12 protein-coding genes are annotated in these 14,645 nt (G+C 68.5%); 1 reads left to right on the top strand and 11 read right to left on the bottom strand.

Translation table 11 applies throughout. From position 1 onward, the window contains the following. Positions 1-106: 106 nt before the first annotated feature. Positions 107-742: an aquaporin gene (locus tag KF791_14860; GenBank protein ID MBX3733860.1), complete on the top strand. Its 636-nt coding sequence runs from the start codon at positions 107-109 to the stop codon at positions 740-742. A 14-nt stretch (positions 743-756) separates the two neighbouring features. Here KF791_14860 and KF791_14855 read toward each other — a convergent pair whose 3' ends face one another. From KF791_14855 to KF791_14805, 11 genes are all read right to left on the bottom strand, one after another. Beyond that, entirely contained in the window at positions 757-2,055 is a 1,299-nt protein-coding gene (locus tag KF791_14855; GenBank protein ID MBX3733859.1) for a hypothetical protein, read from the bottom strand. Between the two features lie 6 nt (positions 2,056-2,061). Then, positions 2,062-3,285 carry a cell division protein FtsA gene (gene ftsA / locus KF791_14850; GenBank protein MBX3733858.1) on the bottom strand — a complete coding sequence of 408 codons (1,224 nt, stop codon included), beginning with the start codon at positions 3,283-3,285 and terminating at the stop codon, positions 2,062-2,064. Then, a complete protein-coding gene (locus tag KF791_14845) occupies positions 3,278-4,258 on the bottom strand; it encodes an FtsQ-type POTRA domain-containing protein (protein ID MBX3733857.1) in 981 nt (326 codons plus the stop codon). The genes ftsA and KF791_14845 overlap by 8 nt, the downstream gene beginning before the upstream one ends. Continuing rightward, the gene (locus KF791_14840; GenBank protein MBX3733856.1) at positions 4,255-5,172 is read right to left on the bottom strand and encodes a D-alanine--D-alanine ligase; all 918 of its coding nucleotides are present in this window, start codon (positions 5,170-5,172) and stop codon (positions 4,255-4,257) included. Before KF791_14840 ends, KF791_14845 begins: the two co-directional genes overlap by 4 nt. After that, the gene (gene murB, locus KF791_14835) at positions 5,169-6,161 is read right to left on the bottom strand and encodes a UDP-N-acetylmuramate dehydrogenase (protein ID MBX3733855.1); all 993 of its coding nucleotides are present in this window, start codon (positions 6,159-6,161) and stop codon (positions 5,169-5,171) included. Before murB ends, KF791_14840 begins: the two co-directional genes overlap by 4 nt. Next, positions 6,158-7,333 (bottom strand): undecaprenyldiphospho-muramoylpentapeptide beta-N-acetylglucosaminyltransferase, encoded by a 1,176-nt coding sequence (gene murG / locus KF791_14830; protein MBX3733854.1) that lies wholly within the window; start codon positions 7,331-7,333, stop codon positions 6,158-6,160. Before murG ends, murB begins: the two co-directional genes overlap by 4 nt. Continuing rightward, positions 7,330-8,481: an FtsW/RodA/SpoVE family cell cycle protein gene (locus tag KF791_14825; GenBank protein ID MBX3733853.1), complete on the bottom strand. Its 1,152-nt coding sequence runs from the start codon at positions 8,479-8,481 to the stop codon at positions 7,330-7,332. The genes murG and KF791_14825 overlap by 4 nt, the downstream gene beginning before the upstream one ends. Before the next feature lie 58 nt (positions 8,482-8,539). Further along, positions 8,540-9,319 carry a LysM peptidoglycan-binding domain-containing protein gene (locus KF791_14820; GenBank protein ID MBX3733852.1) on the bottom strand — a complete coding sequence of 260 codons (780 nt, stop codon included), beginning with the start codon at positions 9,317-9,319 and terminating at the stop codon, positions 8,540-8,542. A gap of 423 nt (positions 9,320-9,742) precedes the next feature. After that, a complete protein-coding gene (gene mraY, locus KF791_14815; GenBank protein ID MBX3733851.1) occupies positions 9,743-10,867 on the bottom strand; it encodes a phospho-N-acetylmuramoyl-pentapeptide-transferase in 1,125 nt (374 codons plus the stop codon). A 2-nt stretch (positions 10,868-10,869) separates the two neighbouring features. Continuing rightward, positions 10,870-12,288 (bottom strand): UDP-N-acetylmuramoyl-tripeptide--D-alanyl-D-alanine ligase, encoded by a 1,419-nt coding sequence (locus tag KF791_14810; GenBank protein ID MBX3733850.1) that lies wholly within the window; start codon positions 12,286-12,288, stop codon positions 10,870-10,872. 224 nt (positions 12,289-12,512) lie between these two features. Next, entirely contained in the window at positions 12,513-14,642 is a 2,130-nt protein-coding gene (locus KF791_14805; GenBank protein ID MBX3733849.1) for a penicillin-binding protein 2, read from the bottom strand. Positions 14,643-14,645 lie beyond the last annotated feature (3 nt).

The following is a 14,645-nucleotide window of genomic DNA, read 5'->3' as shown; positions in this document are numbered from 1 at the left end:
CCTCCAGCGTTTGGGGGCTTTACTGCATTTGCGGCGTGGCGATACGGTCCGGACCGGGGCCGCTGGAATCAGGGACCCCGGTCATCACCCAATATCCCCCCAACAAATGAAAAAGTACCTCGTAGAATTCATCGGCACATTTTTCCTCGTTTTTACCGTGGGCAGCGTCGTGATTGAACCCGGCGCCGGTCCGCTGGCGCCGATCGCCATTGGCTCGATGCTGATGGTCATGATCTACGCCGGCGGCCATGTGTCCGGTGGCCACTTCAACCCGGCCGTCACCCTCGGCGTCTGGGTCCGGGGCAAATGCGCCACGGTGGATGTCGCCGGCTACATGGCCGCCCAGGTCGTGGGCGGCGTCGTCGCCGCCATACTGGCCCTCTCCCTGAAGGGGAACCCGGTGGTGCCCACGATGGAGCTCAAGGTGGTTCCGGCCCTGATCGCCGAATTCCTCGGGGCCTTCGCTCTCGTGTGGGTCGTGCTCAATGTCGCCACCGCAAAGGGCACCGCAGGGAACTCCAATTATGGGCTGGCCATCGGATTCACCGTGACCGCCATGGCCTTCGCGGTCGGCGGCATCTCCGGCGGCGCCTTCAATCCCGCCGTCGCCGTCGGCATCACCATGATGCATCTAATCAGCGGGTCCCAGGTGTGGATCCATCTCGTGGCCGATTTTGCCGGCGGCGCCGCCGCAGGCCTTGCCTTCAAGGCCCTCACACCGCCCGACGCACCGACCGCCTGAACCGTTCAGGACGATCAGTTGCCCCGGATGCCCCGGCGGGCGTAGGTCGGTTCGTCCAGGTTCTCCCCACCCCGCAGCGTCGCCTCCGTTCCCTCAAAACGCCCCCGCGTCCTCGTCGCAAAATCGAACTGTTGCTGCAGTTGCTGCGGCCGCGCACCGGCCCGTGTGCGGGAAGCGGGTGCCGGCCGACGCCTTGCGTCCGCTTCCGCCAGGGCGTCCGACACCGATCCAGAAGCCGCCGGCCGCTCCGAAGGCACCTCGAATTCCGGGGACTCCGGATCCCGGTGGGCGCCGCCACCGGAGGTCGCGGCATCCGACGATGCCAGGGCTCCGTCCGGCGATTTTTCCGGTGCGACCACCAGGAGGACGGACAACCGGCCTTCCATGGACGGGAGGGTGACCGCGCCCACGAGCACCTGCGCCCGGGGTGCCGTCCGCTGGGCGGTCTGTTCCAGCCACCCCAGTTCCTCCAGCGTGAGGTCCGGACCGCCGGCCACCTGAAGCACCAGCGCTCCCGACGCCGCAATCGGCCCGCGGGACGCCAGAAACGGGTGCTCCAGCAATTGGTGCCACACCGCGGCAACGCGGTCGGGTCCGGCCGCCTCCGCCTCGGCGGCACCACCCTCCATCTGCCGGCCCCCCAGCACACGGGCCAGGTCGGCGACTCCCAGGGGCGTGAGCGTCGGGCCGGTGAGCATGCGGATCAACCCGCGCGCGAGTCCGAGGACAAATCCATCGGCGCAGCGCATCAAGTCCTCCGCGCGTGCCGATGCGGCGGCCCGGGACAACACCCCCTGGTGCGGCACGGGAATCACGAGGTCGGCGACGCTGCGCAACCCGGCGAGTCCCTGGAAGGCATTGGCCCGGCGAAGGCGACCCTCAAACTCAAATGGCAACGCCACGAGGGCGACGACCAGCACGCCCTGTTCCCGCGCGACCCGGGCGACGACCGGCGCCACTCCCGATCCCACACCACCGCCAAGGCCGGCCAGGAGAAGGACCATTCCCGCTCCCGCAACGAGCTCCCGGAGCTGCCCCTGATCGGCCGCCGCAAGGTTGGCCGCCTGCACCGCATCACCGCCGCAACCGAGGCCGCGCTGGACGGCGCTGCCCATCAACAGGGATGGCATTCCGTGGAGCCGGCGCAGCGACACCGCGTCGGTATCCACGACCCTTGCCAGGAGTCCCGGATCCTCGTGGGCCAGCCGCCTCGCAAAGGCGCCGCCGGCGCCGCCGACGCCGACGAGGATCAGTGCGGATGGCGGCGGGGCCGGAGATTCCGGCGTTGTGGACACTACCGGGGACGCATCCATGGGGGGTCAGTTTTTACGTCGAAGCCGCGGTGACAAGACGCGCAACAGGGGGAAGTTCCATCGGCGCGGTTGCCGCAGCGCACGCATGGCGCCGTAGCGGACAAGTCCGATCGCCGTGGAGAACTCGGGATTTTCCAGGACGGCCGTCGGGCCGGAGACATTCCGGATCTGACCGCGGGAGACCGGCAGCTGGAACATCCGGCGAACCAGTGCGTCGAGCCCGCGGGTGCGGCTCCCGCCCCCGCAGAGGAACACGCCGGCACGCGCCTGGGGAAGCCACAGGGTTTCGGAAAGATCCCGCACGATCCAGTCGAGGGTCTCCTCCCACCGCAGCGCCATGATCCGGCGAAGCCGCTGGAGGTCCACCCGGCGCCCGGGAAGTCCCTGGATTCCAGCCAGCGCGTGCTCCGCGGGCCCATCCGATGGACCCGACCCCACGGACCCGAAGTTCACCTTGAGCTCCTCGGCAAGGCTGAGCGGAATGTCGAGTCCCTGGGCGATGTCGTTGGTCACGTGGTCCCCTCCAACGGCCAGCACCCCGGAATGACGCAACAACCCCTTGTGGAACAGCGCGTACTCCGCGGTCCCACCGCCCACGTCGAGCACCACGGCCCCCGCGTCCTTCTGCTCGGTGGTCAACACCGCGAGCGCCGACGCCAGCCCGCTGAATACCGCCTTCTCCACCCGCACGGGGGTGGACCCCTCCAGGGCTCTCCGCGATCGCTCAAGGCGCCGTGAATTGCCCTGGATCACATGCATGCTCGCCTCCACCCGGGAGCCGATCACCCCCACCGGGTTGTCGTACACCGCCTGCTGGTCCACGCAGAAATCCTGCCGGACACTGTCCACGACCTCATATCCCGGAGGACAGTTGTTGCCCTTGGCATTCTCGAGAGCCTCACGGACATCCTCGACCGTGATCTCGCGGTCCACGGTGGGGATCGAGTGGACCCCGCGAATGTTGAGGGCGCGGATGTGGTTGCCGGTGACCGCAAGATAGACGGACTCAATCTCGACGTCGGCCATGTCCTCGGCCTGGGCCAGCGCCTCCCGAATGTCCTCACCGGCCGTGTCGGACTCGATGACCTCCCCCTTGACCACACCGCGCGAACGCGCCTGGCCGAATCCGGTGATGGTCAACTCCCCGGATTCGTGGACCTCGCCGACGGCAACGCAGATTTTGGAGGTGCCGATCTCCAGGCCCACCAGGATGTGTTCCGGATCAAACATGACGACGACCAGGTTTGCGCTGCGGACGGGTCCCCGGCGTCGCCGGGCTTGATGAAGGTGCGGCGTCCGCCGGATCGCCAGGATCCATCCAGCGCAGCGGGGGGTTGTTGACGACGCTCAGATCGAGGGAGGCGATCCGCAGTCCGGAGGCAAGGCCAAACCGGTGCACCGAAAACCATCGGGCCAGTTGATCCGCAAACTCGCGGTCCGCGGCGAGGGTGACGATCGCCCCGCCCCGGGTCAGCACGGTCAGCAAAGGCGCCGCGCCCAAATCCACGCTGATGAGGTCCGCCTCCTGGGCGAGCGGCGATTCATCAAAAGCCGAAAGCAGCCCAAGGGCGGCGCGCACCTGGCGATCCGCAATGGTTCGCCCCGCCAGCAGCGCGCCGGCCGGCACCCCGTGCAGGGCGGGAAGGGCCGCCTCCGATGCGATGACTTCCGCAGGTGCGGTGCCGGGTTGGAACGGCATGAAGACATACCCCGAGGCGTCCACCAGCAGGTGCGGTTCCGCAGTCCCCATCCTCGGCAACACCAGACGGGCGACCGGATACCGCTCGCGCACCGAAATCTGAACGGCGTCCGGAAAATCGAGGCGGATGTGGGCATCTTCGATCCGCGGATGGCGTCGCAAACGCTCCCGGACCTGGAACGGGTCCACCGTCAGCACGTTCCGGCCCACCGCGATGCCCGCGATCTCCCGGATCTCCGAAGGGGTCAGAATACCGTCACACAAGACCTCGATCCGCTGGATCGCCAGCCGGTCAATCCGGTGCAGCCAACGCTCCCGGGCCTGCGCCAAGGTCCAACCACCGCCAAAGTACACCAGCGCCACCAGGCACAGGACCGCGAGCGGCCGTCCCCACCAACGCCCGGACCGTCCCCGGCGCCGGGTGCTGGCGGCGAGCAGCGTGTCGAGATCCCGGGCCGAGCGCCGTCGCCGCGGACCCGATCGAGAGGAAGAACGAGGTGTCATGTCCCAGGAAGGCGTCCGCGTTGTCGGGCGAGCTGCACCATCCGCTGGCACAGCTCGGGAAATTCAAGGCCGGACGCAGCCGCCGCCATCGGAAACAGGCTGGTGGCCGTCATGCCCGGAAGCGTGTTGACCTCCAGCACGAGCGGACTGCCTTCCGGACGCACCATCACGTCCACCCGTGCATAATCGCGGCCGCCCACGGCCCGAAACGCCGCTAGCGCCACGGCCTGGATGCCATCCGTGACCGCCGCATCGAACGGTGCCGGGCACAGATACTCCGTCCGGCCCTCCGTATATTTATGTGCGTAATCGTACCGCCCGCCAGCCGGACGCACCTCAACGACGGGCAGCGGCCGGCCGTCGAGAATCCCGACCGTCACCTCGCGCCCCGAAATCCGCTCCTCCATGAGCACCTCCCGGTCATGGCGGAGCGCCTCGCGAAGGGCCGCGGCAAACCCGGCCCGGTCCTCCACAAACTGCAGGCCCACGCTGCTGCCCTGCCGGACGGGCTTGAGCACGACCGGAGGTGCCCACCCCTCGGGCCAGCCCGCAGTGGCTTCTGACAGGATTCCGGACCGCGGGGTGGGCACCCCGGCCGCCAGGAGGCGGCGCTTGGTTTCCGCCTTGTCGAACGCCGTGGCGGAGGCCTCGATGCCGCAACCGGTGTAGGCGACGCCCAGGGCTTCGAGTTCCGCCTGCACCTGACCGTCCTCGCCGTAGGTGCCATGGAGGGTGAGAAAGGCGACCTCGGTCCCGGCCGGCAGGGAGAGGGATCCCGGCACGGGGTCCACCTCGACCACCCGGTGCCCCAGGGCACGCAAGGCCCCGGCGACCGCCGCACCCGAGCGCAGCGACACCTCCCGCTCCGCCGAGGGGCCCCCGGACAAGAGGGCGATCTGGCAGGATCCGCTCATGAGGCCTCCTCTCCAACGATCTCGACTTCGGTTTCGAGTTCGACGCCCCGCGCCTCCCGCACGCGCTGGCGGACCAGTTCCATGAGCGCCAGGACGTCCCGGGCTGTGGCGCCACCCAGGTTGACGAGGAAATTCGCGTGGATCTCGCTGACCATGGCGTCGCCGACGCGCGTCCCCTTGAGTCCCAGCTCGTCAATCAAGCGGCCGGCCGACAGGTCCTCCGAAGGATTTTTGAAGGTGCATCCGGCACTCGGCTCATGCGGCTGGGAGTCCCACCGCCGGCGGCTGTAGGTCTCCATGCGTTCGCGAACGGCCTCCACCGGCGCCGGGCTCCCCCGCAGCAGGGCTCCCACGGCGAGGTGGTCACGAAAGAGAGGGCAGCTGCGATAGGCGGCGGTGATCTCCTCACGTCCGAGATCCCGGCTCCGGCCGTGAAGATCGAGGCACCGGACCCTCTCGACGACGTCAAACGTCCAGCGCCCCATGGCTCCGGCGTTCATGCGCAGGGCACCGCCCATGGATCCGGGAATGCCCTCGAGGAATTCGAGGCCGGTCAGGCCGTGCCGGCGAGCCTCGACGGCCACCTGCTTCAGCCGCGCGCCGGCTCCCACCTGAAGGCGCTCCCCCTGCGGCTCCACGCGACAGAATTCGGGATGCCCCAGGGACACCACGACGCCCCGAAATCCGCCATCGCGCACGATGAGGTTGGAGCCGCGCCCGAGCACCATCACGGGGACCCCGCGCAGTGCGCACAGCTCCAGCACCGAAGCCAGCGGCCCCTCACCCGGCGGTTCCACATACAAATCCGCAGGGCCGCCGACCCGAAGCGTGGTGCGCCGGGCCAGCGACTCGTCGCGGCGGATCAGCGTGTCCTTCGGCAGCGCCACATGAAAGTCACGGAACAGGAAACTGATCCTCTCCGCGTGGCACGCCATCCGCTCGACCGCTTCGCCGGCCGGCTCCAAACTCAATCTGAGCGGCGGATTCATGCGACCGTTGGTTGGACACCGGGCCGGGGGCGCCCGCCGTTGGCCGCCGTCCTCCCGCCGGCCGTCACGCTCCCGGGGTGCCCGAGGATGGCCTCGGCGATCCGGACCGCGGCTCCAGGCGCGTCGAGCCGGGCCAGGGCCACCTGGATCCGGGCCCGGGCCTCCGGATCCGACAGCAGCCGGCCGAGCACCTCGACGACCTCCGGAACCCCTGCAACGGCCGGATCGAGCACCGCCGCAGCGCCCGCCTCCACAAACACCCGGGCGTTGGCCCGCTGATGATCGTCGGCAGCGTCCGGATACGGCACGAGCACCGCGGGAAGCCGCACCGCGGCCAGTTCCGCAAGGGAAGACGCGCCGCTGCGGCTGACCGCCAGCGTGGACGCCGCCATGAGGTCCCCCATCCCGGAACAGAAGGAAAGCACCCGTGCATGGAGTCCGCTTGCCGCATACGCCTCCCGGACCCGCGATTCGTCGGCGGCACCGGTCAGGTGGCACCACTGCAGCCCGGGATTCGTCCGGGCAATGGACGGCGCCGCGGCGGACACCCAGTCGTTCACCGCCCGCGCCCCCTGACTGCCGCCCATGATCAGGACCAGGGGTCTGTCCGGATCCAGTCCCAAGGTTGCGCGTGCGGCCTCCGGAGAGGGCTTTCGAAACTCGGGCCGCACGGGCGTGCCGGTGACCACCACGCGACGCGCCCGGATTCGACCAGCCGCCGCTGGGAACCCAACGAAGACCGCTTCGACCATTCGGGAGAGCCAGCGAGTGGCCCTGCCGGCCACCGCATTGGATTCATGGAGAAAGCACGGACACCCCAGTCGGCGCCCGGCCAGCACCGGCGCCACGCTGGTGAATCCCCCCATCGCGAGGACGGCGTCGGGCCGCCAGTCCTGAAACCCCCGCCGCGACGCCCGGCAGGCCCGGAGCCCTGCGAGGAAAAATGCCGGGAGGTTGGCCCCGGTGAAACCGACGGCGGGCACCGTCATCACCCGGAACTCCCCCCCCAGCCCGGCGACGGCATGCTGATCCACCGCCTTGGGCGACACCATCAGCAGGGCCTCGACGCCACGGTCGCGCAATTCCCGGGCCACCGCGAGACCCGGAAACAAGTGGCCACCGGTGCCGCCACAGGCGATCGCGACCCGTTGCACGCGGTTGGGTGCGCTCATTGAGGGAAGTCGGTGTCGGGTTCGCCGAATGGATTCCAGCCGGTGCGGCGCGCGGATGCCGCTGGTGCGGCGCCGGCCTGACGGGCCACCCCGATCAACAGGCCAACCATGGTCAGCAGCACCACCGTACCCGTGCCGCCCCGGCTGAGAAACGGAAGCGCCATTCCCTTGTTGGGCAGCAGATTGGTCACCACCCCCATGTTGACGAGAGCCTGCCCCGCGATGAGGAACGTGATGCCGGCGGCGATCATCATGCCAAAGGTGTCTGGCGCCCGGTGGGCCACCAGGGACCCGCAGGCCAGCAGGATCACGAAGGCGGCCACTACTGCGAGCGTGAAGGGCAGTCCGAGCTCCTCCCCGACCGCCGGGAAGACGAAGTCCGTGGACACCTCGGGGATGTTCCCTTTGAGGGTGCCGGTTCCAAACCCGGTGCCCCGAACCCCGCCTACAGCGAAGGCTTCAAGGGAGCGAAACACCTGATGATTCACCGCGGCACTGTGCCCCTGATTGAAGAAGCCGATGACCCGATCTCTCGCGTAACCGCTATTGGCGATCAACAGGCCAAACGCCCCGCCTCCGGCCACCACCGGCACCAGCACGTGAAGCCAGCGCACTCCCGCCACCAGCATCAACGCCGCTGTCACCGCCGCAAGCAGGAGGGTGGTGCCCTTGTCGGGTTCCACCACGATCAGGACCAGAATCGGGAGGGCCACCCCGCCCATGCCCAGGACGCCGGTGGTGAACGTGCGGATCCGGTACGCGTAGCGCGTGGCAAACCACGCGAGCGCAAGGATCAGGGAGAGCTTGGCGAGCTCGGACGGCTGAAACCCCAGCAGCCAGCGCTGCGCCCCGTTGGCAGAGGTGCCGACGGGGGTCAGCACAAGCCCAAGGAGCACGAGGGACAGCACGTAGACCGGCCAGACCCAGCCCTCAAGCCGGCGGTAATCCAGGGAAGCGGCTGCCAGCAGGCCGCCGAAACCGAGGAGGCACGCCACCGCCTGGCGGACCAGCCAAGGGTTCACACCAGCGCCAGTGCTTGCCGCCCCGGGTCCGTCCGCGGAACCCAGGGTCAGACTGGCCAGCATGGCGGTGCCCAAGCCGACGAGGGCGGCCAGGGTCAGCAGCATCACGGTGATGGTTCGATTCATCGCGATCGGCGGCCGGTTCGGGACGCGTCCAGCCCGGCGGGCATGCCGGCGGCGGGGGTCATCGCGGAGGCACCGCCCCCGGAGCCGGGCCGGAGGAGGGCGGGATCCGGAGTTTTTGGGCGATTTTGATGTCGTTCGACTTCAGGCCGTTGGCCTCACGGATCTCCTTGACCGTCACATTGAACTTCCGGGCAATGCGCGACAGGTTGTCCCCGCCACGCACGACATAGACTTCCCCGGTCCAACCCGAGGCGTCGCCGGCCGACAGGCCCGCGGATCCTGTGGCGCCACCCGGCGCCGAAGCCGCGGGAATCCAAAGCTTCTGGTTCACCCGGATCCGGGCCAGGTCCACACCCGGATTGGCTTCCTGCAATTGCTTGAGGGTCACCCCCCGGGCGCGGGCAATGTTATAGGCGACATCCCCTTTCTGGACGACATGCTCGGAGCCTCCACCCAACGGCACAGCAGGCGCAGCCGGAGGCGTGTAGGGGGGCAACTCCAGGGGAACGGATGGCACCACCGTGACCTGGGGCGTGGTGGTGACTGGCGGAGGCGAGTAGGGGGTGTTGTCGTACGACGGTTCCGCGTCGGAGGAGACGGCAAACGGATCGGCCGGCAGGGAGCGGTCCGCCAGATCGGCTGGCGGCGGGCTGATCAGGCCATCCGTGGAGGTCATCCCGCCCTGCCGCTCCTCCTTCTTGCAGCCGAGGAACAACAGACCGCCGAGGATCACCACATGCAGGGCGACGATGAAGGCGGCGACCTGAAACGTGGACTTGTTCGTCGCCTGCTGCTCCAGCAGCGAACCTTGGGGAATCAGCGGATTGGGAGTGCTCATGGTTTCTGGGCGCCGTTGTTCCGGCGCAAATCGTGTTCGGGGTTGCATTGGCTCGGACACCGGGACGTCCCCTCGAACCGCCCGGCCACCCGGAAGCGCCCGCATGGACCGGCAGTGCGATGTGGTCTCCGCCACTCACGGAGGACACAGCCGGGCCATCGGATCCCGGCGGTATCCCGCCGGGCCGGTATTCCAGGCTGAAAGGCAAACGAATTCACACCGGCTGGCGCCGCCATGCACGCCACCTGGCGGCACGCCATCGCTGGCGCACCGCAACACCCATTAAAGGGATGCCGCCCGCCACTGCAAGGGGCGAATGGCCTGAGGCTCACGGAAGGGCCGTTTCGGGCCGCGGACAGCGAACGGCATCGCCCCCGGAGACCTCCCGGAGACCTTGGCGCTTTCAGGGTGCGGAGGGACATATCAACGCAGCTTCAGGGTGCTCAGGGCCATCACCGCGCACAGGATGGCAACGATGTAGAACCGCATGACGATCTTGGACTCCGGCCACCCCTTCTCGCGGAAGTGATGATGGAGCGGGGACATGCGGAAAATGCGGCGGCCTTCGCCATAGCGCCGGCGGGTGAACTGGAACCAGGACACCTGCAGCATCACGCTCAAGGCCTCGGCGACAAACACCCCGCCGGCGATCAGCAGCAGCAGCGGTTGATGAATCAGCACCGCCATGATCCCGAGGGCCCCTCCAAGCGCGAGCGAACCGGTGTCGCCCATGAACACCTCGGCCGGATGGCAGTTGAACCACAGGAAGCCAAGGCTGGCCCCGACGAGGGCGGCACACACCACGGTCAGTTCGCTGGCCCCCGGGACATGCGGCACCAGCAGGTACTTTGCGAACACCGCGTTTCCCGCCACATAGGTCACCACGACCAGCACCGTCCCCGTGATCAGGGTGCAGCCGATCGCCAGCCCGTCCATGCCGTCGGTCAGGTTCACCGCATTGGAGCTGCCCACGATGGTCAGCACGGTGATCAGGATCCCCGCGGCCGGCACCCCCACGAGGACCGGGTTCTTGAAAAACGGCACCTGAAGGTCGCTCACCAGCGCCTCCGTCGAGGGCAGCCTCCAGAGGTACAGGGCGATGGCGAGGGCCAGACCCGTCTGCACCAGCAGCTTGAGGCGCGAACTGCCGCCCCGGCTGTCCTGCAGGGTCAGCTTCAGCCAGTCGTCGTAGAATCCCAGGCCGGCAAGCACCACCATGGACAGCGAGGTCAACAACACCTGCACGTTCCACTGCGCCCAAAGGAGCACGCTCAGGTCGAGCACCAGGACGATCAGAATCCCCCCCATGCTGGGTGTCCCCCGCTTGGCCAGGTCGGCGCCGGCCGCGGTGGCATCCGCCTTGGACGAGACGTGCTTCGGACGGTACCGCTGACAAAACCCGCGCCGCTGCAACCAGCCAATCATCCGGGGGCCGAGATAGAGGCTGAGGAGCAGCGCGGTGATCGCGGCACCTGCGCTCCGGAAGGTCACGTATTTGAACACCGTCCATGGCGCGTAGGGGATCAGATTGGACAGGTGATAAAACATCGTCAGATCGCCCCCGGCATGCGGGCGGCCTCACGGAGTTCGAGCTGGCGCATGATGGCTTCGACCACCCGCTCAAATCCACCCGACCGTGAAGCCTTGACCAGCACCGCGTCGCCGGTCTGCAGCTCCCGCACCACGCACGCGGCGGCGTGCCCGACCTCGTCGTAGGCCTGTCCACGCCCGGATCCCGCGGCTTCGGCGGTCAACGTGGCGTGGGGACCGACCGCCACCACCATGTCAATGTCCAGCCGGGCGGCCTCCTCACCCACCTCGACATGGGCGGCTTCGGCGTGGGCTCCCTGTTCGGCCATTGCGCCCAGGACCGCGATCCGGCGGCCCGTACAGGGCAGATCGGCCAGCGTCTGCAACGCCGCCAGCACGGAATCCGTGTTGGCGTTGTAGGTGTCATCCAGCACCTGCACACCGGCGGCGGCGAGGGGACTCAACCGGTGCGGCGCGGGCTGGAAGGCGGCAAGCCCTTCGCGAGCCACCCAGGCGTCGAGTCCCAGTTCCCGCGCCACCACCAGCGCGAGCAATGCATTCACCACCAGGTGGCGTCCGGGCAGGACCGTGCTGTACTCCCCGTTCCACGCGGGGTCGGGGCCCCGCACGGAGAACGTGGTGCCGCTCCAGTCCATGGCCCGGATCGCGGCCTGCCAGTCGGAGCCCTCACCCAGACCCGCGCGGATCACCCGGGCGCGGCTGCGCCGGGCAAGGGTGCCCGCCTGCGCGATCGAGCCCGCCAGCACCAGCACCCCGCCGTCCTCGGCCGCCGGCAGCAGCTCGGCAAGCCAGCCCTCCTCGCGAGCCACCCCTTCCAGCGTCCCAAAATGCTCCAGATGCTCCCGACCGATGCTGGTGAGCACGCCGACCCGCGGGGCGATCATCCGGATCAACGGTGCCAGCTCCCCGGGGTGGTTCGTCCCGGCCTCCAGAACCGCCGCCCGGTGGCGCGCCTCGAGCCGGAGCAGCGTGGCGGGGACGCCCACGTCATTGTTGAAGCTGGCGGCACTCTTGAGCGTGGGCAGCGCGGCACCCAGGACGGCGGCGACCAGTTCCTTGGTCGTCGTCTTGCCGTTGGATCCCGCCACGCACACCATCGGAATGTCGAATTCCCGGCGATACGCCGCCGCCATCTCACCAAACGCCCGACGGGGATCGTCCACCACCACCAGCGGCAACCCTGGCGGCGGCTCGACGGACCGACGGCGGGCCACCACCGCGGCGGAGACACCCGCGGCGGCCACCGCCCGCAAAAAGTCATGGCCGTCGAAGCGCGGACCCGCAAGCGCCACAAAGAGATCCCCGGGGCGCGCATCGCGCGAATCCGTGGTCACCCGCCGGACCGTCACCGACGCCCTGCCCCCGCGCAGTTCACCGCCACAGGCGGCCGCCAGTTCCTGAAGACTCCGAGGTTCCATGGCTCAGCCGGTTCGGGGGGGGTGGACACCGGTCCGTGGGCGGGGCGGCGGACGGTTCGATGGTCGGGACACGACGCTGACGGCCACGGTGCGATCCCCCCGTGGGGTGTTCCTCCATATCCGCAGGCCGCCAGCGTCAAAAGGGCATGACCTCCCCACCGTGCCGGCGTCCCTCCGGGGGCCGGCTGCGGAAGGACGCATTGGAAGGGACTTCGTCATCGGAATCACAGGGGGCCGCCGCCGTGCAGCGAAGGGGAGTTCCATCCCGCGGTCACCGTGTTGGAGCGCACCACCGTCGGGGCCAGCTGCAGCACGTTGGCCACCTCCAGGGCGATCTCGCGGAAGACCGGGGCGCAGGCCTTGCCGCCGTAGTAGGCCTTGCCGGCCGTTGTCGGCCGCTCCGCGGTCACGATGATCGCAACCTCCGGGTTCCCGGCCGGAAGGAACCCGACGAACGACGCGTAATAGTCCCCTTTGTGGTAGGCGCCGCCCAGCGAGAGTTTCGCCGTGCCCGTCTTGCCGGCCACATCAAAGTCTTCCAGCGCCGCCGGCCGGCCGGTCCCGGACTCCACCGCGGCCCGCATCGCCCGAACCATTGCCGCCGCCGTTTCCGGGCTCACCACCCGCCGCACCTGCCGTGGAGGACAGTGCAGCACGCGCCCCCCATCCGATTCCTCGATCCGTTGGACCAGACGCGGCTTCATGAGGATGCCGCCGTTGGCCAGAGCGGATACGGCCATGAGCGACTGCAATGGCGTCACCCGGATGGCGTAGCCGAAGGCGAGGGAACTCGCCGTCAGGCCGTCCCAGCTGGGAAGCCGCCCCGCGGACTCGCCGATGGAAATGCGCACCCGCTCCCCACCGTCCGGCAGCGCGATCCGGTTGGTGCTGAGTTCGGCACATTCAATGTCCGTGCGGGCCAGGAACCCGAAGTCGCGGACATACTGCAGAAACCGTTCAGGCTGCAATTGCATGGACAATTTTACGGCCCCCACATTGCTGGATTCCGCGAAGGCGTTCAGCACCGAGACCACGCCCAGCTGATGGCCCTGGTCATCCTGGATCTGTCGCCCGATTTTTGGGACGACCCAGCGGCCGTAGTGGCAGTCAATCCCGTCCTCCAGCGAAGCCTTGCCTTCGTTGAGCACCGCCGACCAGGTGACGACCTTGAAGGTGGATCCGGGCTCGTACGAATCCACCAACGCCCGGTTCTTGAAGGCCTCCAGTGTTTCCACCCGGCGATCGTTCAAATTGAAGGTCGGCCGGTTGGCAAGCGCGAGGATGTCCCCGGTCGAGGGGCGGACGACGATCGCGCACATGGAGGACGGATTCAGGCGTTGCACCGCGTGATCGAGAGCCCGTTCGACGGCTTCCTGGATCCGGATGTCCAATGTCAGCACCACCGTGCTGCCATCCTGCGCCGCGATGTCCTCCATCCGTCCCGGCACGTACTCCCGTCCCCGCAGCATCCGCATCCGCACCAACCCGGGACGCTCCCGCAGCTCGCGATCGCAGCGCTGCTCCAGTCCTTGGGCGCCCTGCAACGGCACGGGGAGCCCTTTCGCACGACTTTCCGGGGCAAAGTTGTTGGTGGTGAATCCGATCACATGGGCGGCCAGATGGTCGTGGGGGTACGTCCGCACCTGCACCAGTTCGGAAAAAAGGCCGTTGCGCCGGCACGGCAGCAGCTCCCGCTGGAGGGCACGCAGCCGGCGGGTGACCTGCCGTTCGGCGGCAAGCGCCCCCCGCCGGGAATGCCACCAACCGGCGAGATCCCACCAGGGGATCCCCGCCCGCTCCGCGCGCACCCGTTCGCGCAACCGCTCCCGTTCCTCAATCAACTGGAGCTGCCCGGGAAACCGGTTGGTCCGCAGCACGGCGCTCAGCTCGTGCCAATCCGCCAGGGTGACGTTCGTCGCAATCAGGTTCGACCGCCGGGTCTTCAGCTGCACCTGCAGGTTGGTGATGACCTGCAGGCCGTTGGTCACCACGATGGAATTGGTGACGGGGAATTGCACCGGACGCATCCGTTCCATGACCTCGGTCTCGGACAGTTTGAGGAATGGCGCTGCGAGGTGCGCCACCTCGCGCGCGTGACTTCCGAGGTGCACGGGGTCCGCCCGGACCAGGACGGTGATCCAGGATTGAGCCAGGGGAATACCCTGGGCGTCCAAAATCGTGCCGCGCAGGGCGGGCTTGCGGACGGCCACGGTCGGGACCACCGGCTCGTCGGTGTCCGGATCCCGGGGATCCAGCCACTGAACCTGGATCAGGCGCATCGCCACGACCGCAAAGCCTGCAAAGAGGCCCCAGGTCAGGAACCAAAGACGGCGGTATTGGAGGGAGCGGTCCATGGC

It is taken from the genome of Verrucomicrobiia bacterium (assembly GCA_019634635.1).
Taxonomy (GTDB): domain Bacteria; phylum Verrucomicrobiota; class Verrucomicrobiia; order Limisphaerales; family UBA9464; genus UBA9464.
This window is presented reverse-complemented; position numbering and strand designations above follow the sequence as displayed.